Here is a 22,153-nt window from a genome sequence, read left to right as displayed (position 1 = left end):
TCATGTTATTTACGAAAATGCATGGCTTGGGCAATAATTATATCTATATTAATTTATTAGAGTTCTCATTAAAGGAACAGGAACTTACCGCTCTTGCAAAAGCTGTTTCAGATGTTAACTTCGGGATTGGCTCTGATGGGATGATCCTGATCTTGCCTTCAGAAATTGCCGATTTTCGGATGAGAATTTTTAATGCGGACGGCTCAGAAGGAAAAAACTGTGGGAATGGGCTGCGATGTGTTGGAAAATTCCTTGTCGATCATTCACTGGTTGAAAAAAACAAGTTCTCGATTGAAACTCTTGGTGGGATCGTCGATGTGACTGTTCAAACAAGCGATGATCTTGTTGCAGTTGATATGGGAGAGCCAAAATTGCGTAAGTGCATGATCCCGATGAAGGGAGATCCTCTTTCAACTACGATTAATATGCCGTTTACGTTTGACGGTAAAGAATATCATCTAACATGCGTTTCAATGGGAAATCCACATGCAATCATCTTTGTAGATGATGTAAATGCTTTTCCGCTTGAGAAAGTAGGACCGCTTATTGAGCACTCAGAGCTTTTTCCTGAACGAGTGAATGTCGGAATCGTCCATGTGAAAGATGGTGGGGAAATTGATTATAGAGTGTGGGAGAGAGGATCTGGAATCACCATGGCGTGTGCCACCGGTGCATGTGCTGCTGTTGTAGCTTCAATTTTAAATGGGAAACTAGCAAAACACCGGCCAGTAACTGTTCACCTTCCTGGAGGTGACCTAGAGGTGACCTGGGATGAAAACAATCATATCTGGCAAAAGGGAGAGGCAGCATATATTTGCCACGGTGAAATAAATGTGCAGGCAATTTTATCAAGATAAATTAGTTTCATTCTTTACGCTTTTTTTCTTTTCCTATCATAAGCTTAAGCCTCTCATTTTTACTGGAAATAATAAATAATTTACTGATATAGCATACTCTGCAGTTGAAGTTGAAACTATGAGAGAAGCTGAAGCTTCATAAAAAACAAGTCAAGGAACCATAGGGACCGTCCCTGTGGTTCTTTTTAATAGTCCAAAAGTCACCATTAAGTCAATATCGTACCCCTATCAGTCAATTTTGTTTCCTGTATTCTGATTTTCGAGCGGTTATAATAAAAGAAAACGGTTTCAAAGAGGGGGTGGTGTAAATGGAGACGAAGACTGCGGTAAATGAAGTACAGCTGAGTCGAAAACGAGAGCTCAAGCCGAAACGAAAAATAAAGTGGAAAAGCGTGTTAACTTATGCTGCTTTTGTTGGACCTGCACTTTTGTTTTTTGTGATGATTCAAATTATCCCTTTCATAATGGGGATCTATTATTCATTTACATCCTGGAATGGGATTAGCTCAGCGGTGGAATGGATTGGATTTGAGAATTATAAAAAGATTTTTACAAACGATGCAAAGTTTTTCAATTCCTTCTGGTTTACCACGAGGTTTATGTTTGCAGCTGTTATCATTAGTAATTTAATAGGTTTTGGATTAGCGTTATTGCTAAATGGCGCATTGAAGACAAAGAATATTTTACGAACGGTCTTTTTTATGCCAAATGTAATTGGTGGACTATTGCTCGGATTTATCTGGCAGTTCATCTTTGTGAAGGGGTTTGCTTCGGTAGGGAAATATACCGATATTGGGATATTTAAGCTTGCATGGTTAGGTGATGAAGCTACTGCCTTTTGGGGAATTGTCATTGTATTTGCTTGGCAAACGGCTGGTTATATGATGATAATTTATATCGCTGCTTTGCAGGGAGTGGAGCAATCCTATATTGAGGCTGCTAGAATTGACGGGGCTTCGAATTGGGATGTATTAACGAAGATTATTATGCCGTTAATTTTACCAGCGTTTACGATTTGTTTCTTTTTAACAATCTCGATGGCATTTAAGATTTTCGACATTAATATCTCGTTGACAAACGGGGGACCGTTCAACTCAACAGAGTCTGTTGCGATTAATATTTATCGGGAAGCATTTCAGTATAATAATTTCGGTCTAGGTACCGCTAAAGCTGTCTTGTTCTTTGTGATTGTGGCAATCTTTACGACTGTTCAAGTTGTGATGACGAAGAAAAAGGAGGTTGAGGCATAATGAACCGAAGATACACAAAAAAGACCTTTCTTTTAGAGATTTTCGGGATTGTGCTAGGTATCATTTTTCTCATCCCATTTTACTTTGTCATCATTAATTCTATGAAAGCTTTTTCTGAGATTTTAATAGATGCGGCTGCATGGCCAAAGGAGCTTCTATTTACGAATTTTGTGAAGGTATGGGACATTATTCATTTTCCAAGAGCGTTTTGGAATTCATTGATTATTACAGTTGCCAGTAATATTGGAATTGTCGTGATTAGTTCGATGGCAGCGTGGAAATTGGTCAGAACCGGTGGAAGGTTTAGTAACTTCTTGTTTATCTTTTTTGTCGCAGCGATGGTAATTCCCTTCCAGTCTGTCATGATACCATTAATGAAGCTCGGTGGGATGCTAGGAATCGTCAATAGTATTCCAGGGATTGTGATTATGTATTTTGGGTTTGGCGTACCACTGTCCTTATTCCTTTTTCACGGATTTGTGAAGACAGTACCAGTTGAAATTGAGGAAGCAGCAAGAATAGATGGTTGTTCGCAGTTTGGCGTCTTTTGGAGAATTGTTTTTCCATTATTAAAGCCAATAACTGTGACGGTGATTATTTTAAACACATTATGGATTTGGAATGATTACTTATTGCCTTTACTTGTGTTGACAGATGCAGAGCTGCGAACCATTCCATTAGCAACAAGCTCTTTCTTTGCTCAGTATACAAAACAATGGGATATGGGATTAGCAGCGCTTGTTCTCGGTATCACACCGATCATCATCTTCTTCTTGTTTTTACAAAGACATATTATTAAGGGAATTGCTTCAGGTTCTATCAAATAGGGTTATACGTTTTTGTATAATATAAAAATTTACATGATAAAGGGGGAAACAAGTTAATGAAACGCAAATTGCTTTTGTTAACAATGGCTTTGTTTTTAACTATCCTTGGCGCTTGTTCGGATAAGGAGAAGACAACTGGTAAGGGCGAAGGAGGAAAAGATGGGGAGACCGTTACTCTAAACCTGATGCAGTTCAAGGTTGAGATTGCAGATCAGCTACAAGCGATGATTGATGAGTATGAGAAAGAACATCCAAACATCAAGATTAAGCTTGAAACAGTTGGTGGTGGTGCTGATTATGGTGCTGCGTTAAAAGCAAAATTTGCTTCAGGCGATGAGCCCGATATTTTTAACAATGGTGGATTTAAGGAGCTAGAGCTTTGGAAAGAGCGCTTAGCGGATCTTTCAGATGAGCCATGGGTAGAGCATGTGTTACCAATCGGTAAAGTTCCAATGACAGATACAGATGGTAAGCTATATGGTATGCCTGTTAACTTAGAAGGCTATGGCTTTGTGTATAACAAGGATTTATTTGAAAAAGCTGGCATTACAGAAGCTCCAAAAACATTCTCAGAGCTAGAAGAAGCTGCAGTAAAGCTTAAAACAGCAGGGATTGTTCCTTTCTCAGCTGGTTATGGAGAATGGTGGGTAATTGGTCAACATTTATTGAATATTCCATTTGCCCAACAGGATGATCCTGTTAAATTTATCGAAGGTCTTTATGCTGGAACAGAAAAAATTGTCGGTAATAAGCATTTTGAAGATTTTAAGAATGTTTTAGATTTAGAGTTAGAATATGCAAATGATAATCCACTTACAACCGATTATAATACTCAAGTTACCTTATTTGCATCTGGTGAAACGGCCATGCTACAACAAGGGAACTGGACAGAAAACATGATTTATGAAATTAATCCTGAAATCAACATGGGCTTCCTTCCGATTGCAATGACTGATGATGAAGCAGCAGCAAATCGTCTACCAGTAGGCGTACCAAATAACTGGGTTCTTAATAAAAATTCAAAGAATCTACAAGAAGCAAAGGATTTCTTAAATTGGATGGTGTCTTCAGAAACTGGTAAACGTTTTATTACAGAAGAATTCGCGTTCATCCCTGCATTCGATAACATCGAACCGACAGGATTAGGTGATCTTGGTCTATCAATTCTGGAATACTCTAAGGATGACAAAACAGTTCCTTGGACTTGGTTTAGATGGCCAGATGGTGCAAATATGGAGAAAGCAGCAGCTATCCAAGAATATGCAGCAGGAAAAATTGATTACGATGAATTATTAGCTCGTTTCCAAGAGACATGGGATAACCTGAAGTAATCGATAATCGCTAGGCAGTTTTTCAGTGATTACTCCCTTTTTTGTAGAAAGCATGTCTATACTAGACGTGCTTTCTATTTTATACTATTAATGTATATATTTAGGGGGAGATGCCCTTTTGTTTAAGAAGAGTATTCGGAATAGACTGATTGTGTTATTGCTGGTAACAACAATCGTGCCGTTTGGAACGTCAATTGCAATTACATATTTTCATATTAAAGAATCTTTAAAGGATCAAGTCGTTCAAGAGAATAAGAGTCTCTTATATCAAGGCAAGGAAAATCTTACGAGCTATATCCGAGAGCTTAATGGATTATCGCTCTCCCTCTATAATAATCCTGATATTGTCAGTTATTTAAGGTCATCTTATAAGGAAAATCATTATCCGACCTTGGATACGCTGAAGGATGTTTTGCAAACGATTTTATATGCGGAGGAAAATATTGAACGGGTCTATATTACTTTTTCAAATGATAACCGAATTATCTCCATCTCAAAGCAATCAGCGGTCGTATTTGCAAACAAGGTAGGGAATGGTAACGAAGAGGTCTTCGAAAAAGCCAAAAATAGCCCGGGTAATATGTATATTGAACCTATACATATGCAAAAGAATTTGGACAATATTGTAACTGTCAAACGGCCGAAAACAGTATTATCGATTCATCGTTCTTTTATCAATTCACCGTCTAATGATGTTCTTGCTTTTGTCACATTGGAAATTACACCAGATAAAATCCTTGAATTAAGTGAAAATCTATATAACGAAGAAAATGAGGAATTTTATATCGTTTCAGCTGAAGGAGATTTTATCTATCAATCCAAACAAAAGGAAAAGGCAGATCACAAAGCGTGGATTGACACATTAGTCCATACAAATGAGGAACAGGGGACAATGGAGTGGAGTGATGATTCATTTAATGGTGTCATGGTCTTTAATAAACTCCCAGAGATTTCAGGGAACTGGATGTTAGTAAAGAGAATTCCGTATACCACTCTATATGAAAGTGTTAATAATGTAGCGATTATTAACATCTTGTTTGGGGTCGTTGGATTAATTTTAGTTGTGCTAGCGACTTTATTCGTCTCCTTTAAAATAACGTCACCGATTCGCATCCTTCTACACAATATCCATCAGGTTGAAGAAGGGAACATGGATGTGAATTTTCAACCACTAGGTGAGGATGAAATTGGGGTGTTAGGGAATCGCTTTAAGCAAATGATTGAAAAAATTAATCATCTTATTAATAAGGAATATAAGCTGGAACTAGAAAACAAAACCAATCAATTACGTGTACTTCAATCACAAATTAATCCACATTTTTTATACAATGCACTTCAATCTATAGGTACACTTGCGCTTAAAAACAATGTACCACAAATTTATTCGTTGATTACTCAGCTTTCGAAGATTATGAGATACGGAATGAATATGGACGAAGACATAATTCCACTGATTAAAGAAATAAATTATATAAAGGCGTTTCTTCTTTTACAGAAAGAAAGATTTGGAGAGCAATTAGAATTCATCATTGATGTTGATGAAAATGCTCAATTTGTGAAGGTCCCAAAAATGATCCTGCAGCCTATCATTGAGAACTATTTCAAGCATGGATTTGATGATCGGACAGAAACTGGTAGCATCACGATAACATGTACAGTCGAACAAAATGAGCTACACATTGCCGTAAAGGACAATGGCACGGGTGTAACTGAAGAAAGACTTCAAGAAATCTTTTCGTATTTTCATAGTGAAACGGGTTTGGGCGAGGGAACCAATATTGGACTCAAGAATGTGTATTCTAGATTAAAGCTTTATTATCATGACCAAGCAGCTTTACAACTTCAAAATAATGAGGAAGGTGGTCTATTAGTTACCATGAGACTTCCGATTGATGTGAAAGGTGCCGATTATGAAAGCCATTATTATTGATGATGAAAAGCATGTGCGTGAAGGACTTCTCTTACTAGCAGAGTGGAAAAAATTCGGGATTGATACGATTTTTGAGGCGAAAGACGGGGAAGAGGCTGTGAAAATCATTTCGGAGCATCAGCCAGAGATCATTTTTACCGATATGAGAATGCCAAAAAAAGATGGAATCAGTCTTTTGAAGTGGATAAGCAAGTCCGGGATTTTGAGTAAAACAATTGTCGTAAGCGGTTACGATGATTTTGAATACATGAGGAATGCCATTTTTTATAAAAGCTTTGATTATTTATTAAAGCCGATTGAGCCAGACGTGCTTAATGAAACATTAGAAAAGGCTGTAAACGAATGGAAGGAGCAGGCCCTTCATCAAAGGACATTGGTCACTCCGAATACATATCAAAAAGAGAAAACAGGAATCCATTTGATTGAAGAATTCGTTAGACAAAATTATCAGAAGGAAATCAATCTACAAGAAATAGCTGACCGTTTCTTCTTTAGCAGGGAGTATATTTCAAGGAAATTCAAGCAAGAATTTGATGATACGATTACTGATTATGTAATGAAAATTCGGATGGAAAAAGCAAAAGAATTATTAGAAAATCCACATTTGAAAATATACGAGATTGCTAATCATGTCGGATATCAGAATGAGAAATACTTTAGTAAGCTATTTAAAAAGTTAATTGGGGTAAGACCGAATGAATATCGAAATATGAAACTGAAGGTAAAATGATCAAATTGGAGGACGAATCGATGCTACAAGTTACAGTTTGGAATGAAAATCGCCATGAGCAGAAGGATCCGATTGTACGAGAGGTATACCCGGAAGGCATTCATGGGGCGATCGCGGGTTTTTTGAAGGAAGAGCAGATCCAGGTTAGAACAGCAACCCTTGATGAGCCAGAACACGGCTTAACAGATGATGTTCTAGCTCAGACAGATGTTTTAGTGTGGTGGGGGCATCTTGCCCATCATGAGGTAAGTGATGAGATTGTTGAAAAGGTGAAGCAACGGGTTCTTGACGGGATGGGGCTAATTGTTCTTCATTCAGGTCACTTCTCGAAAATTTTTAAAGTCTTGATGGGAACATCCTGTGATTTAAAATGGCGAGAAGCGGATGAAAAAGAAAGAATTTGGATTGTTGACCCAAGTCATCCGATTGTGGAAGGGCTTGATGAATATATCGAGCTTGAAAAAGAAGAAATGTATGGGGAGCATTTTGATATCCCAGCACCTGACCAGCTGTTAATGGTGAGTTGGTTTGAAGGTGGAGAGGTATTTCGAAGTGGGTGTACGTATCAAAGAGGAAAAGGGAAAATTTTTTATTTCCGCCCAGGGCATGAGACATACCCAACCTACTATCATAAGGACATTCAACAAGTGATTCGTAATGCAGTCAAATGGGCAAAGCCTACTAAACTACCAAAGCCTATTTATGGGAATGCGAAACCACTTGAAGAAATTAAAGCAAGTAAATAAATACATAGGGAGGAATACACGAATGAGTAAAGTGAAAATTGCTGTGATTGGTTGCGGGAGTATCGCCCAGCACCGTCATTTACCTGAATATGCGATGAACGATAATGTAGAGATTGTTGCAGTCTGTGATATTGTCGAGGAACGAGTAAATAAGGTCGCGAGTGAATATGGAGTAAAAGCATATACAAGCTATGAAGAGCTTCTTGCAAATACTGAGGTTGAAGCAGTTAGTGTTTGTACACCAAACTATTTGCATGCGCCAATCTCGATTGCAGCATTGGAAGCAGGAAAGCATGTGCTTTGTGAAAAACCAATGGCTACTTCTAAGGAAGAAGCGTTGAATATGATTGAAGCAGCGAAGAAATCTAACAAGAAGCTGATGATTGGGCATAATCAGCGATTTGTAGCCTCTCATCAAAAGGCAAGACAGATGATTGAAGATGGTGTACTAGGAAAAATTTATAGTTTCCGAACTGCCTTTGGACATGGTGGGCCGGAAGGATGGAGTGTGGACGGAAAGGAAAGCTGGTTTTTCAAGAAGAACGAAGCCTTTATAGGGGCAATGGGTGATCTTGGTGTCCATAAAACAGACTTGTTACGTTTCTTGTTAGGGGAAGAGTTTGTCGAGGTTGGGGCGTTCATTGAAACAAGTGCAAAGGAAAACGCAGATGTAGATGATTCAGCGGTTTGTATTTTACGAACAGAATCTGGAATTATTGGAACATTGGCTGCGAGCTGGTCCTATGTTTCAAAGGAGGATAACTCAACGATTATTTATGGAGAAAAGGCGATATTACGTCTCGAGGATGATCCTGTTAATAACCTCGTTATTCAATATAAAAATGGCGAGGTTGTGAAATGTGAATTAGGCGGTATTCAAACAAATGAAAATGGTGGGCAAACAAATTCACAGGTTATTTCTCATTTTGTCCAATCGATTGTTACCGACACAACTCCACCTGTACCAGGGGAAGAAGGAATGAAATCGTTACAGGTGATTTTGTCAGCACTTGAATCAAAAGAGACAAAGAAGATTATGACTATCAACTGAGGTGTAAAACATGAGTAAACTGCGAATTGGAATAATAGGTGCTGGTGGAATCGCACAAGCACGACATATCCCAGCATTCCAACAATTATCTGAGCATGTCACAATTGAAGCCATTTGTGATGTGAATGAAGAAATCGCAAAAACTGTTGCAGAAAAATTCCAAATTTCAAAGATCTATACAAACTATCACGAAATGTTTGCTGAGATTGACGCTGTCGTTGTTTGTACACCGAATAAGTTTCATGCGGAAATTTCGATAGCTGCACTCGAAGCAGGCGTTCATGTTTTATGTGAAAAACCAATGGCCATATCAACAGAAGAAAGTCAGGCAATGGTTGATGCTGCCAACAGATCAGGCAAAGTGTTGGCGATTGCCTATCATTATCGTTTTCTAAAAGACTCACAAGCTGCAAAAAAATTAGTTTTAGAAAATGAAATTGGTGAACCAATCGTTGCAAGGGTAAAAGCATTGAGAAGACGTAAGGTTCCAGGCTGGGGCGTATTTACCAACAAGGACCTGCAAGGCGGAGGAACCCTGATCGATTGGGGCTGTCATTTCTTAGACCTATCCTTATGGCTACTAGGAAATCCAGAGCCTGTGGAGGTAATGGGTACAGCCTATAACCGCCTCAGTAAAATTCCGAACCAAGTCAATCAGTGGGGCAGCTTTGATTCGGAAACCTTCAATGTGGATGACCATGTGACTGCCTATATTAAATTTCAAAACGGTGCTTCAATGCTATTTGAAACATCATGGTCAGCAAATATTCCGAAGGATGAGGAAGGAGTTAGCATTTCGGGGCTTAAGGGTGGAATCGATCTCTTTCCACTTCAACTGAATCAAGCGAAGCATGGCATGCTATTAAATACAGTTGCGAACTGGGTACCCGGTGAAGACTCCGCCGATCTACCACAAGCGAAAAACTTTGTTGATAGCTGTCTAGGATTAGATGAACTTATAGTGAAACCAGAGCAAGCCTTACAAGTATCCAAAATCATCGATGCGATTTATAAAAGTAGTGAAACAGGAGCAAGCATTAACTTTATTCAGTAGAAGTCCCCTACTTCGATAAATGGGGAATGAATGCAAAAAGCGTACCCACTTCAGTGGAGGTTCAAACCATGACTGAAATTAAGGAACTCAGACTAAGATCGTCACATCCTGTGACAACGTCTGAGTGACCCACTTCGTGTGGGCCTAAAGCCTCCGGCGGATGCCACGATTTTTCAGAGGTAGTTTTTCGAGCAAACTCGAAAAAAATCGGGCGCAAATACGCCAAGGCGCATTTGATATTATAACGGGAGGGAACCGAATAATGAAACTAGGAGTATTTACCGTTTTATTTTCAGAAAAGAGCTTTGAAGATATGCTCGATTATGTAGCAGCTTCTGGATTACACGCAGTAGAAATTGGAACTGGTGCATATCCAGGAAATGCCCATTGCGACCTTGACGCATTGTTAGAAAGTGAAGAAAAACGAAACGAATATATGGAAAAAGTGGCATCGCGTGGATTACAAATAAGCGCGTTTAGTTGTCATGGAAATCCCATTTCACCTGATAAATCGTTTGCCGAGGAGTCACATCAGGCTTTGGTGAAAACAATTCAGCTTGCTAGCTTACTAGGTGTTCCAGTTGTGAACTGTTTTTCAGGCACTGCAGGAGACCATGAAGGTGCGAAATTTCCAAACTGGCCGGTTGCTCCATGGCCAAATGAGTATAGTGATGTTTTAAAATGGCAATGGGAGGAAAAATTAATTCCGTATTGGAAGGAATGGGGACAATTTGCCAAAGATCATAACGTGAAGATCGGGCTAGAGCTTCATGGTGGGTTTTTAGTTCACACGCCTTATACCCTTCTTAAATTGCGAGAGGAAACATGTGATGCAATTGGCGCGAACCTCGACCCAAGTCATTTATGGTGGCAAGGAATTGATCCTGTAGCGGCAATCAAAATCCTAGGTAAGGCAAATGCAATCCATCATTTCCATGCGAAGGATACGTATATTGATCAAGACAACGTCAACATGTATGGGCTAACAGACATGCAGCCATATGGTGAGGTTCAAACGAGAGCATGGTCGTTCCGTTCTGTGGGCTGTGGACATAGTTTACAAGAATGGTCAGATATGATGAGTGCACTACGAACATATGGATATGATTATGTTGTAAGTATTGAGCATGAGGATCCAATCATGTCTATTGAAGAAGGATTTAATCGAGCTGTCCGAAATTTAAAGTCAGTCTTGCTTGAGGAAGTACCAGGGAATATGTGGTGGGTGTAAAAAAGTAAATTCTGGTGCCTGGCCCCTAGTACGGTAAAGTATTACCGTACCGGGGGTCAGGCGCTTTTTCAATTAATTGTAAGAAAGATTTCATTTACCGCTAAGCACCCGACTAGTTTATAATTAAAAGAGTTAAAAATGGATTAGTTTCCTATGAATCCACGAATATGTAAGTAGGTGAGTCCAATCGATGTTATTGAAACACGGGTGAGAGGGTTTATTACAGATATTCAGCACCCTAAACAAAAAAAGAAGATTAATATAAATGAGTTAGAGCTTCAGTTGCGAAGGATAATCGACGATTATTTTGAAATGGACGGGTATGCTTTATTTTATTCTGCGATTCAAAACCTACAAGCTGAAGGACAATTGACTCCAATTCAAAATAAACAATACAACGGAAGGTCACCTGCACTTCCACTATTTTATTGGGTAAATATAAAGGTTCAGGAGGATCAGTGGGATCGTCTTGAGATGATGAAGATAAGTGATACATTTGATTTTTCCTTTTATGAACGTCATCCGGAATGGCAGACGAAAGAGGAATGGGCACGAATCCAGAAGCTATACCATTTTCTTCAATCCAGTCAGGAACGGGAAATCGTGTCAGTTGAAGAAAGAAGCCTTGAGCTCTTTGGCTATGAAAAATTCTTGCTAGATAGTGAAAGCTTTCCTGAAGGAAGTGGCTTTTTAGCTAGAATAGGAGTAGCAGAAGAACAGCTGAAAATGGTGCACTACGGCGAACCATTTGTGTTTTGGATGAAACAAGGGGTAGAGATGAACGATATTCAGAGAATCCTGATTGTCGAAAATCTATCATTCTTTCATACCTCCATACAGTTATTGGAGGCAGAGAAATTAGATTATGAGCCTGAGTTGATTATTTATGGCGAAGGGACAAAGATTGAACGGAGCTTTTCTTTTTTCTTCCGAATGTTTCCGGCTAAAAACTATCTTTTCTATTACGCAGGAGATTTAGATGCTGCGGGATACGGAATTATGGTCAGACTGATTGAAAAATACCAAGATTGCAGTATTCAGCCTGCCTTAAAGATTTATCGCAAAATGCTTGAATGTGTGGAACAAAAGAATACGCAAAAACGTGGACAAACACAAAATATCACCTACCGTGACTCCTTTTTTCAATGGTTTACGGAGCCTGAGCAAGCAATACTTATGGATTTGTGGCAGGAAAATATGCGAATCCCTCAAGAAGTCTTAACAATCGAAACATGGAGGAGATGGATGTGAACGAATCATGGGAAGGGTTTGCCCAGCGCATGCAACGGTTAAATCCTCTGTTTGAGCTTGGGAGGGGAATGGAAGTTGGAGAGCTAAAGCCTCATATCCAAACGATTCTCATGCATGTATTAATCACCATCTTTTACCGAGAATTAAATGATGATGATAATAGACGCAAAACAGATATTAAGTATATGGTTGATGATTCAATCAAACAAATGAAACTATTAGCAGATGAGAAGCAAATAGAACGGATTACAAGTGGGCTTTTGTACCAGGGAAAAGAAGAATTTAGTCAACCGTTTGAAGCCCTATATTACGACGAAATTAGGCAGTCGTGGGAGACTCAAGTCTTTCGCTATGTCACAATGGATGAGTTATATACGAATTTAGAGATGGGTGGCCAGGTTGTCTATAAGCTGACCGATGTCGCTCAGGAAATGATTTTTATGAGCAGGGAAATGGCTGAGGAATTTTCGATCACGATTGAACAGCTCTATAGTATTCAGTTAATCAAAAACGGTAACTTCAGAAAAGCTACTCGAAACCTCGATCACCTCATATCACGGGTCAACCGCTTAATGGCAAACGAATTCTCCTTTCAAAAGGAAATGATCAACAATCCAAAAATTTTATTGATTGAAGAGGAATGGCAAAGGGCAGACAATCGTGTTGAGATTGAAAAGCAATTTGAAGAAGAAAAAAATCACTTTCGCACCATCACGAGCATGATTGAAAAATCGAAACGAACCAATGATGAAGATGATTTTATCCAAAAGGAATTGATTCTTCTTCAAGAAAAAATTGGTCATACAAGGCAGTTACATGATCGCTTTGCAAAGCTTGTGATCCAAAATATTTCATATGAGATGAAATTAAAGGTAGAAAACCCATCATTGTTTTGGGAAAATAGTTTGGTTTCATTTCGGGAACATTTTTATGAAGATTGGATTATGAAAGAAGGAGTTACTTCTTTTACAACCGTTGAACAGATATTGTCGCCATTATTTTCACCGAAAAATGAATTTATTTTGCCCCTTGATTGGGTTTGGGGAGAACAAGAATTCGATGGAATTGAATCAGATGATGAATTAATTGAAGATGAGGAAGAAGAAAATGTGACTGCGAAGCGGGTAACGGACTGGGATTCGGTTATTTCGGCATGGAGTTACGTGTTTCAATATTTACAAACATATGGAGAGTTTTCGTTAACTGATTTAAAGGACCTGCCACTTGAAGTACAGGATTTATGGTTTGAAGAGTCAGAAACGATTGATTTATGGATGATGTTTGATAAAAAACCGCTTAAGGTTCAAGTGCTTTATCGAAAGGAAGAAACCTTAAGTGATGAGAGGGAAATTCTTCTTTATAAATTGATGATGGAATATCCTCAATTTCAAGTGTTTGAAGGATTGAAGATCTATACAAAGTTTGAGCATCGTGCCGAGCCTTTCCAATGGTATCAAATGAAAATTACCCCATTTAAAATCTGTGTAGAGGAGGGGAAGTAAATGGATGCAGAAATCGTCAAAAAGGCGTCCGCTGTCTATTTTACATTATTAAAAGAGAAGGTTATTGATGAAAACAGTGAGCACTTCCAAACGTATTTTGAGCCAGAAGTAAGACAGACCGTTCTCTTATTAGCAGACGAATCTGGTACCTATATCATTGAAGCACCGAAACGCATTCAGTTAGTGGTCCAGCCTACCGGTTCAGTGTTTGCAACAAATTTCACCCATATGAAGGATAAGCACAAGCAAATTGAAACGAAAAAACACTTTCATTTGATTAGTATTGTGATTATGGCATTTTTGGCAACAATTGACCGCAACCAGGCTGCTAAAATTCGTACAAAACGTGAAGGAATTAGCTTCTATGCATTAGAGCGGCAAGTGAATGATCTAATCGTGAATTGGGAGAGCATTCTAAAATCTAAGCCTACCTTCGGAGAAGAAGAACGAATTGATATGAAGGAAGTTGTAACCACATGGAAGTACATGGAGGTCGACACCGAGAATTACGGGCTAAAAAAGGGAAATCGCCGAACAAGAATAGGGTTAATTGCAAGTAGCATGCGCTTATTAGAAACAGAGGGGCTAATCGTCATTCTGGATCGAGATGATATACCAAAGGTGTTTCCAAAGAGTGAGCTTTTCGAGCGAATTGAATACTTGTATCACGATTACGATCGGTATGAAGTATTTAAGAAATTAATGACAGCTGAGGAGGATGAGCATGCCGAAAATCTTTTCGATTAGAATTGCGGGCCTGAAATATGATGGCATGCAAAAACAATATAAAGATACCACCTTCAATTTTCATAATGATGAGACCTCAACAAATGGTTTGATTGCGATGATGAATGGCGGCGGAAAAGGTGTGTTCCTACAAACGATTTTCCAAATCCTTAAGCCCGGAACGTCGTGGGGAAAACAAAACAATCGTTATTATCAACAATTCTTCTTTAATAATAAAGAGCAATTTATTCCTTATACCTTTCATGTCGCCATTCAATGGGAATTGGACGGTGCCGATCATCGTCATTTGATTACAGGTGGAATGTTCTCAGCCGAACAGCGAATCTCAATAAACGATGAAAGTGGAAATGAAAATAAAACACTGGAACAAGAAGCGAAAATATTGCCTGATATTACTTTTTATACAAGGGAATTTGACAGGAAAGAGGAAGCCGCCCTTGATCATATTCCACTTTATGAAAATGATGAGCTAGCCGAAACGGAGAGCCTGAAGGATTATTTAATGTGGAATGGATATGATGTCTACCGGGATACGAAGAAGCATTATCGCATCCTTGATACATACGGAATTAACCGTAAGGATTGGGATATTATGAAGGAAATCAATAAGGATGAAGGCGGGGTTGGAAAATACTTTGAGGGAGCTGAGGATGATCATTCCCTGTTTCAAAAGCGAATTATTCCGACTGTTAGTCAAGTTTTGCATCGGACCGAGCACCAAAAAAACGATCTTGTGGAAATTTTTAAGAGCCAGGCTAGTATTGCAAAGGACCTTCCTGTTCTTTTAAAAAGAGAGCAAGCCCATAAAGAGTTTTTAGAAGACATTGTCCCATTTGAAGAGCATATTGCAATTGGAGTCGAACATAAAGAAATTGCTAGTGCGAGTATCAAGATTGGAAGACAGCTACTTGGTGCGTTGGAGCATGTAAAGCAAATTGAAGAGGAAACCCAGCTTACATTAGCGAAAGAGATGGAGAACCAAACCGTAAGGCAAGAAGAGTTGCGCTTTCAAAAGGAAAATTTGGAGTATGCCAAAGCTCACCGAGAGGTCATGGACTGGGAAAAGAAATTAGATGCGGAAAAAGAGAAGCACACTTCCCTTCAGGAAATTGTGAATGAGAAACAGGAGCGTAAGGAACAACTGAGTTTTCAGCTCTTATTAAAAGAGTGGAGTGAAAACGAACAAAGCATTCGTGCCCTGTCACAGCAAATTATGAAATTGGAACAAAACAGTGGCTTAGAGCAAGTGAATCAACGAATGGAAGAAATCAAACAGGAAGCCCTAAAGCAATGGGAATCGTCCTATCAATCACTCCAGGAAGCTGTTAAACAGTATGTTGGGTACCAAAAGTTCTTAACTAAAAAGGAAAAAGAACTTTCTCGACAGGATAAGAAACAGACACAGGAATTAGCAAAGCTTAGTACGGAAATCGATTTTCTTTATACCCAGATGCATAACTTTGAGTCTAAGGAAGCGGAGCTTATCCAAGAATTTGGTGACCGTTTAACGTATGACTTTCAGGGCTTGTTGGGTCACATTTCTAAACAAATCGAAGACAAAAAGGCTAGATTAGAAGACTTGGAGGCAAAAGAGAAAGAATCGAATGAAACACAAAATCGTCTTGCCACTACACATGGTACGCTAGTCCAAGCGATAAAATTTTTAGAAGAAAAATGTGACGCACTCAAAGCATCAAAAGAAGAGCAAGACCATAAAGAAGCAAAACTAGTAGATAAGCTTTATGGATTAATAGATGAAATCACGACACCATTTACACATTCGTTATTATCGAAATATGCCATTCAAATAGAAGGATTACTTGACGAGAACCGTAATCTTGCCGAACAAATAAAAAAAGAACTATGGGAAACACAAATCGACCATTCATTAAATGATGAACCCTTCTGGATTCCGAATAAGGATGTGAAAGAATTAAAGGAATGGATTGATGAAAAGACTGGTATTGATGTGTTTTACGGAACTCAATATCTACAATCCTTAACGAAAGAGGAGATGGAAAGCATTGCTTTAACGTATCCGCTCCTTCCTTATGGGTTGGTCGTAAGTGGCCAGCAATGGCAAAAAATTAATACACAGGTCCTTTCAGGAAGAATGTTTAAAAGCCCTGTTCCAATTTTCCTTCGGGAGGAAATGAGCAGTGAAAAACAACAATTATCGTTTGTGGTCATTAACGGGACAGAGCAAGAGCTATTAACAGATAAAAATCAGTTTACCAAATGGAAAATTCAAATCGCCAAACAAATTGAAGACAAGAAAGACACCCTTGGTGAAATGGAAAAGACAGAAGGATCACTACGTCGCATTTTACAAGAAATCGATCGATTTTTATCAGGGGAGCTTTCGAGTGATATAGAAAAAGCGCTCCATCAAGAACAAAATGCTCTACTAACTAAGAAAACAAACTTACAGGAAGTCATCACACAAGAAGCAAAGGAAAAAGAAATCCAGCTTCAGCTAAAGGAACAGCTAGAAAAGACAACTGGAAAGATTGAAAAGCTTAGAAAAGATGTGGAAGTATTAGAGGAGTTTGAAAAGGAAAAATCACTCTATCAAGAAAATAAACGGGTGAAAATAGAGAAAGAAAAACAAAAGGAAGCCTTAAATCTTGAGCAGCAAGAACTAGGTGACAAGCAACAACAGATTGCCCAGCTCCAAACCAAGTGGAACCAAACATATGTAGAATGGAAGCTTACAACCGAACAAACAATTAAAGAGATCGCTACCTTTATTAGTGAAGCGGTGTTTCCAGCTGATGAGAAAGCAGATGAATGCGAAGAGGTACCACGCCTATCACCACATTTGCTAGAAGATCTAAAAGGTAATATTGAAGAGCTTAAACAACTCCAGAAATCAAAAGAAGAACAGGCCCATGAATTACTCGTTATTCAAGCGACCAGAGAAGCCGAGCAAAAGCAGCAAATGAAACTGGAGAAAAAACTCAATGCCCAAAATGAGGAATGGAAACAAGCTCCAGAACCGGATGAACCATTAAGTATATTGGAAAATATGATGCAAACTGCCCAAAAGGATGCAAGGACGGCGGAAAAAGCAGAGCGGGAACAAGGGACTGCTGTAACAGTAGCAGAAACATCCTTAAAGCACGCCAAAGAACAACGTGTCAAAGCAGGGAAAAAGGTCAAAAAGTATGATAAACAGCCTGAGGAATGGGAAGATCTTGATTTAGAAGTGAAGGAAATTGAAATCAAGGATCAAACAAAAGTAACAATTGAGGAAATCAAGAAGGTTGAGAAACGTCAAAAAGATACAGAAACGCTAATTGCGGGTTATGAAGGAGATTTGTTAACTCTGTCTGTTATCCTAAAAGAAGAAGCGGCCGTCTTCACGGATCAAGATGTGGAAAAAATCAGGACTCAAGGAAAAACCTGCATCTTATCCTGGTGTGAAGAACATCAAGCTATTCAAGAAGATGGGCAAGAAAAGCATGCGAAAATTGACCAATCCTTAAGAAACTTAAAGCTTACTATTGAAGGAAAGGATTGGGAAATACGTTTTAAAAACGAAGTGTTAACAACACTCGACCATTTGGATACAAGGCATTATGCCCATATTCAAAGCATCGTGAAAAACATGAAACGTTTTTCGCAAAGTGGATTAGAGCAATTAGAACGTGACAAAGAACGTGCTGAAAAGGCCCAAAGCTTTTGGGCAAGCCGTGCCAGCATGAAAGTGATGAGCATTTCAGAGGCGATTCGTTCGATGATCGCGAAAATGAAACTAAAAAATGAACGAGGAACTTTTCCACTCGTCCAGTTAAAAGATGATATTCTACCTAAAAAGGCGGACGAGATCGAACCACTTCTAAAGCAGCATTTTGTCGCAGCCATTAATAAAATTACAAAGAAATTTGATATTATCGATGACAATAATCGTGCGTTAGACCAAGAAATAAAGGAGCTCATAAGTGATGAGCAAATTTTATTTGTCTCACTTCGAAATCGATATCCAGAGCTTCTTGTCTATAATATGCGAACTGATAATGCCTTTATGTACGGGAAACCACAAAAGGAGCATTATTCAACCTGGCAAACTATTAATCAAGGTTCTAGAACGAAATCTGATGGTAGTGGAGGACAAAAATTGTCAGCCAGAATGGTGATGATGATGATGTTATTATCTGTGAAAAGCGAAACAGACCAAAGCTGGGTACCGTTGGTCTGTGATAATCCGTTTGGACAAGCGGCATCGGCACACGTCCTTGATCCAATCTTCGCCGTTGCTGAAAAACTAAAGTTCCAGTTCATCGTCGTTACTCCGCCAGAGCTGGTGAAGACGGAAATCAGCCAACGATTTGACGCCTATTATAAATTAGACTTCATTCGCGAAAAAGGAAAAGAAATTGTTTCGGATACGATTGTTCCGGCTTTTAGGATTTATCAATAAGTGGGACAGAGGGATGGGGCCCTTGTCCCATCCACGTACAATTCTGGGGTCTGACCCCTGGTGCGGTATAGTATTACCGTATCTGGGTCAGGCTCCTTTTTCTATTTTTCGATAAGAACAAGGAGAAAGCAAGTTAGGAACCACAAGAACCGTCCCCATGGTTCTCCCGTTTACTAGATTCAATCGTTTCGATAAATTTTTCGATGGTTGGTGTTAGGTAAGTATCGGCTCTTCTTATGAAAACCGTTTTTATTTTACTATATTGCTCTGGTAGCTTATGAAATTGAATGAGACCGTTATTTTCCAGTTGTTTCACCTCTGATTTTGGAACGAATGCAATGCCAAGTCCCATTGCAGTACTGCGCAAGATTGTTTCTAATGTACCGAATTCCATTATTTTTTTGGGGGCAAGGTTTTGATCTTTATACCATTCTGCAAGACGTGCCCGATATCCGCAGCCTTTGCTAAAACATAAAATAGGTTCTTCTGTTAACTCTTCAAGAGTGGAAACACGATTATCAGAAATGAGGACGAGTTCTTCTTGAAATACTTCATGAGACACAAGGTCTGGATGGGGCTTTGTTTCGGTAATAAAGGCACCATCCAGCCTATGATGCAATACGTCCTCTACTAATGTATTTGTGACCCCAGTAAATATAGATAGATCAACATCTTTATATTTTTTTACATAGCTTGATAGGATTTTAGGTAAATGAATGACGGTTTCCACTGTACCAATTTCTAATTTTCCTGATGGTTCCTGGTCGGTTTGAACAGCTTGTTTCATTTCTTCTGTTAATGCTAATATTTTTTGACTATAGGTTAATAGTTTTTTTCCTTCTGGTGTTAGGCTCATACCCCGTCGATGTCGATTAAACAACGGAGTATTCATTTCAGCTTCTAGCTTACGAATTCTAGAGGTTATATTTGATTGTACGTATTTCAAGTCTTTTGCTGCTTCTGTAACGGTCCCTTTTTCAGCAACCAACTGAAAAATTTCTAGGTCTTTAAATTCCACTGTGATTCCTCCCCCGTGATTATTCTCTAATGTTATGATATCACGAAAAATGATAGTAGTTAATCATTATAATTCATTTTACAAGATATCAAAATGGGGAGATAATCAAGGTTGCTATTCATTTAAGGAGGCATGAGGGAAAGTGAGAAATAATGTATTATGGGGTGCTGTTTTGTGTTTTATTGCTGCGGTTTCTTGGGGAGCGATGTTTCCTGTTGCACATGCAGCCTTTACACATATTGATCCTTTTTATTTTACAATCATTCGTTACGGGGCTGTAACGATTATTTTAGTTGCGATGCTTTTCTGGAAAGAAGGAAAACAAGCGTTTCGATTTGAAGGCAAAGGCCTGCAATTATGGTTCTTTGGAACAATGGCTTTTACAGTTTATAATCTTTTTATCTTCTGGGGAGAAGATTTATTGGGTGAGCCTGGGGTAATGGTTGCATCCATTAACGAGTCTTTAATGCCGATGATTTCGATTGTGATCGTTTGGATGTTTTTTAAAAAACGTCCTCATTCATTTACATTAGCATGTGTAATCGTGTCATTGATCGGTGCGGTATTCGTGATTACAAAAGGTGATATTCAATCATTTTTAAGTGCTACTGATAATTTGATTCCTTCTATTTTAATATTCATCGCCGTTGTTGGTTGGGTTATTTACACAATGGGAGGAAGCGAGTTTAGCGGTTGGTCCGTTTTGCGATATTCTACCTTAAGCTGTTTACTTGGAACGGTTACAGCGGGTGTGGTTGTAGCAGGTGCGACGCTGGTTGGATATGTATCATTCCCAACCGAAGATGTGATCATCGCAACAGGTCCACATTTACTGTTCATGATTATTTTTCCAGGTCTGATTGCACTGCTAGGTTGGAACGTTGGGGTAAGTATTTTATCACCAATCAATGCCCTTTTATTTATAAATTTTGTTCCTGTCACCACACTCGTAGTTTCGATTTATCAGGGCTATGATGTTACGATGTTTGATATTCTAGGGACTGTCCTGATCATTCTTTCACTATTGGCTAATAATCTATTTGTAAGATGGCAAAAGAAAGAATACAAGCCGGTTGCTCAACCGAATTTGCGTGAGCGAGCATCCTAACTAAGATTAACATTAACGGAGGATTCTTCCGTTTACATAAAAAAGAAGCCAAGCATGCTGCTAAAAGGTTCCGTTTTCGGAAGCTTTCTTAATAAATGACACAAGAATTGACGTATGAATTGACATACGTTTTTTTCTTAATTTATCAAGGTTTCTGCAGATCTTCTTAAACTTTGACATAGCAATTGGCATCATTTTTATATAATAGACACTAAGTATTGTACAATTAAAAAAGAGAGCCAAAACTTCTGTCAATTTCAGTACAGTTTTGAGTACCAATATTATTGATCCTTCTCAACTAAGGGCAGGTTAGTTTAAAGACGATACATAATAGTATGGGTGACTGGAAGGATATTATTTATTGCAATATGCTTGGTTAAAACTGAGTAAAATGAATAAAACTAACCAGATAGGTAACTCAACCTAGAATAAAAATGGGGTGATTTTATGAGTAAAGCTAAAGGAAAAGGTGGAACAGGGAGAGGAACAGACAAGAAGGGCTGGAATCGTTGGCAAGCTAGTGCAAACAAAAAAAAGAGTGCAAAACCTTATATAAGTAAAGGTATGAAAAAAACGAATGTGGAAAATGACCCAACGAGCAAGAGTTAAGGTCACTTTTCCAAAAAGGAGATTCGCTTTTTCTTATTCAAGTAACGGAGCGGATTAGTCGAAGAAAAAGAAATTAAAAAAATGGATGAAAAAGTATAATTTTGCTACAACCATTCGTCTTATTAATGTAAATAGATTAGGATGGTTGCAGAATGAAAAAAACATTAAATAGTGATCTCATTGTAGATACAAGAAAATTGAAAAATGATTATGAGGAAATGATTCAGCCTTTTTCTTCAGATCTCTGGAACTATTGCAGGTATGTTACGGGCTAAACCTGGGATGGAGAGGACTTTTTCAAGATACTCTTATTAAATCCTTTGGATTACTTCCACAACAATGGGATAAAGTCATCCCTCCAGTAAATTGGGGTTAAGTGCTAACGTATGATTTGCAGAAATAAATACATATCCCATCTTATTTAAGCGTTGATCAAAAGGATTAACGCTCTTTTCATAGAATTAATTAAACTAAAGGAGCAGTTTAGT

The 22,153-nt window shown here is 38.5% G+C and carries 17 protein-coding genes; 16 read left to right on the top strand and 1 reads right to left on the bottom strand.

Annotated features, from left to right (window positions below; translation table 11 throughout):
• Positions 1–2: 2 nt before the first annotated feature.
• The 14 genes from dapF to V7097_RS23240 all read left to right on the top strand — a co-directional run bounded on the left by dapF (position 3) and on the right by V7097_RS23240 (position 18,930).
• Positions 3–857, top strand: a complete 855-nt coding sequence (gene dapF / locus V7097_RS23305; protein ID WP_335706022.1) for a diaminopimelate epimerase — start codon at positions 3–5, stop codon at positions 855–857.
• 308 nt (positions 858–1,165) lie between these two features.
• Positions 1,166–2,107 carry a carbohydrate ABC transporter permease gene (locus V7097_RS23300; RefSeq protein WP_335706021.1) on the top strand — a complete coding sequence of 314 codons (942 nt, stop codon included), beginning with the start codon at positions 1,166–1,168 and terminating at the stop codon, positions 2,105–2,107.
• A complete protein-coding gene (locus tag V7097_RS23295) occupies positions 2,107–2,934 on the top strand; it encodes a carbohydrate ABC transporter permease (protein WP_335706020.1) in 828 nt (275 codons plus the stop codon). Before V7097_RS23300 ends, V7097_RS23295 begins: the two co-directional genes overlap by 1 nt.
• A gap of 56 nt (positions 2,935–2,990) precedes the next feature.
• Entirely contained in the window at positions 2,991–4,265 is a 1,275-nt protein-coding gene (locus V7097_RS23290; protein WP_335706019.1) for an ABC transporter substrate-binding protein, read from the top strand.
• Between the two features lie 118 nt (positions 4,266–4,383).
• Positions 4,384–6,195: a sensor histidine kinase gene (locus V7097_RS23285; protein ID WP_335706018.1), complete on the top strand. Its 1,812-nt coding sequence runs from the start codon at positions 4,384–4,386 to the stop codon at positions 6,193–6,195.
• Positions 6,176–6,925, top strand: coding sequence for a response regulator transcription factor (locus tag V7097_RS23280; protein WP_335706017.1), 750 nt, complete (start codon positions 6,176–6,178; stop codon positions 6,923–6,925). Before V7097_RS23285 ends, V7097_RS23280 begins: the two co-directional genes overlap by 20 nt.
• Before the next feature lie 20 nt (positions 6,926–6,945).
• The gene (locus V7097_RS23275) at positions 6,946–7,671 is read left to right on the top strand and encodes a ThuA domain-containing protein (RefSeq protein WP_335706016.1); all 726 of its coding nucleotides are present in this window, start codon (positions 6,946–6,948) and stop codon (positions 7,669–7,671) included.
• Positions 7,672–7,693: 22 nt separating this feature from the next.
• Entirely contained in the window at positions 7,694–8,722 is a 1,029-nt protein-coding gene (locus tag V7097_RS23270) for a Gfo/Idh/MocA family protein (RefSeq protein ID WP_335706015.1), read from the top strand.
• A gap of 10 nt (positions 8,723–8,732) precedes the next feature.
• On the top strand, positions 8,733–9,776 hold the full coding sequence (locus V7097_RS23265) for a Gfo/Idh/MocA family protein (protein WP_335706014.1): 1,044 nt from the start codon (positions 8,733–8,735) through the stop codon (positions 9,774–9,776).
• 262 nt (positions 9,777–10,038) lie between these two features.
• The gene (locus V7097_RS23260) at positions 10,039–11,007 is read left to right on the top strand and encodes a sugar phosphate isomerase/epimerase family protein (RefSeq protein ID WP_335706013.1); all 969 of its coding nucleotides are present in this window, start codon (positions 10,039–10,041) and stop codon (positions 11,005–11,007) included.
• 177 nt (positions 11,008–11,184) lie between these two features.
• Positions 11,185–12,258 carry a Wadjet anti-phage system protein JetD domain-containing protein gene (locus V7097_RS23255; RefSeq protein WP_335706012.1) on the top strand — a complete coding sequence of 358 codons (1,074 nt, stop codon included), beginning with the start codon at positions 11,185–11,187 and terminating at the stop codon, positions 12,256–12,258.
• Positions 12,249–13,760 carry a hypothetical protein gene (locus V7097_RS23250; protein ID WP_335706011.1) on the top strand — a complete coding sequence of 504 codons (1,512 nt, stop codon included), beginning with the start codon at positions 12,249–12,251 and terminating at the stop codon, positions 13,758–13,760. The genes V7097_RS23255 and V7097_RS23250 overlap by 10 nt, the downstream gene beginning before the upstream one ends.
• Positions 13,761–14,507: a DUF6063 family protein gene (locus V7097_RS23245; RefSeq protein WP_335706010.1), complete on the top strand. Its 747-nt coding sequence runs from the start codon at positions 13,761–13,763 to the stop codon at positions 14,505–14,507.
• Complete coding sequence (locus V7097_RS23240; RefSeq protein ID WP_335706009.1) at positions 14,485–18,930, top strand: hypothetical protein; 4,446 nt, start codon at positions 14,485–14,487, stop codon at positions 18,928–18,930. Before V7097_RS23245 ends, V7097_RS23240 begins: the two co-directional genes overlap by 23 nt.
• Positions 18,931–19,063: 133 nt before the next feature.
• Here the strand turns inward: V7097_RS23240 and V7097_RS23235 are convergent, their stop codons facing one another.
• Entirely contained in the window at positions 19,064–19,948 is an 885-nt protein-coding gene (locus tag V7097_RS23235) for a LysR family transcriptional regulator (RefSeq protein ID WP_335706008.1), read from the bottom strand.
• Positions 19,949–20,090: 142 nt separating this feature from the next.
• Between V7097_RS23235 and V7097_RS23230 the strand changes: the two genes are divergently transcribed.
• The gene (locus tag V7097_RS23230) at positions 20,091–21,056 is read left to right on the top strand and encodes a DMT family transporter (RefSeq protein ID WP_335706007.1); all 966 of its coding nucleotides are present in this window, start codon (positions 20,091–20,093) and stop codon (positions 21,054–21,056) included.
• 447 nt (positions 21,057–21,503) lie between these two features.
• A complete protein-coding gene (locus V7097_RS23225; RefSeq protein WP_335706006.1) occupies positions 21,504–21,665 on the top strand; it encodes a DUF3934 domain-containing protein in 162 nt (53 codons plus the stop codon).
• The last annotated feature ends 488 nt before the right edge of the window (positions 21,666–22,153 follow it).

Origin of the sequence: Bacillus sp. JJ1562, from assembly GCF_036962705.1 — a bacterium.
GTDB lineage: Bacteria > Bacillota > Bacilli > Bacillales > Bacillaceae_L > Ferdinandcohnia.
The sequence above is the reverse complement of the archived record's forward strand: the minus strand, read 5'-3'. Positions and strand labels throughout refer to the sequence as shown.

What these genes read in the sequence shown, in the direction of transcription:
- V7097_RS23295 (WP_335706020.1), top strand. Translation starts at nt 2,107, where the DNA reads ATGAACCGAAGATACACAAAAAAGACCTTTCTTTTAGAGATTTTCGGG.
- V7097_RS23280 (WP_335706017.1), top strand. Translation starts at nt 6,176, where the DNA reads ATGAAAGCCATTATTATTGATGATGAAAAGCATGTGCGTGAAGGACTT.
- dapF (WP_335706022.1), top strand. Translation starts at nt 3, where the DNA reads ATGTTATTTACGAAAATGCATGGCTTGGGCAATAATTATATCTATATT.
- V7097_RS23265 (WP_335706014.1), top strand. Translation starts at nt 8,733, where the DNA reads ATGAGTAAACTGCGAATTGGAATAATAGGTGCTGGTGGAATCGCACAA.
- V7097_RS23290 (WP_335706019.1), top strand. Translation starts at nt 2,991, where the DNA reads ATGAAACGCAAATTGCTTTTGTTAACAATGGCTTTGTTTTTAACTATC.
- V7097_RS23300 (WP_335706021.1), top strand. Translation starts at nt 1,166, where the DNA reads ATGGAGACGAAGACTGCGGTAAATGAAGTACAGCTGAGTCGAAAACGA.
- V7097_RS23260 (WP_335706013.1), top strand. Translation starts at nt 10,039, where the DNA reads ATGAAACTAGGAGTATTTACCGTTTTATTTTCAGAAAAGAGCTTTGAA.
- V7097_RS23240 (WP_335706009.1), top strand. Translation starts at nt 14,485, where the DNA reads ATGCCGAAAATCTTTTCGATTAGAATTGCGGGCCTGAAATATGATGGC.
- V7097_RS23275 (WP_335706016.1), top strand. Translation starts at nt 6,946, where the DNA reads ATGCTACAAGTTACAGTTTGGAATGAAAATCGCCATGAGCAGAAGGAT.
- V7097_RS23270 (WP_335706015.1), top strand. Translation starts at nt 7,694, where the DNA reads ATGAGTAAAGTGAAAATTGCTGTGATTGGTTGCGGGAGTATCGCCCAG.
- V7097_RS23225 (WP_335706006.1), top strand. Translation starts at nt 21,504, where the DNA reads ATGAGTAAAGCTAAAGGAAAAGGTGGAACAGGGAGAGGAACAGACAAG.
- V7097_RS23250 (WP_335706011.1), top strand. Translation starts at nt 12,249, where the DNA reads ATGGATGTGAACGAATCATGGGAAGGGTTTGCCCAGCGCATGCAACGG.
- V7097_RS23245 (WP_335706010.1), top strand. Translation starts at nt 13,761, where the DNA reads ATGGATGCAGAAATCGTCAAAAAGGCGTCCGCTGTCTATTTTACATTA.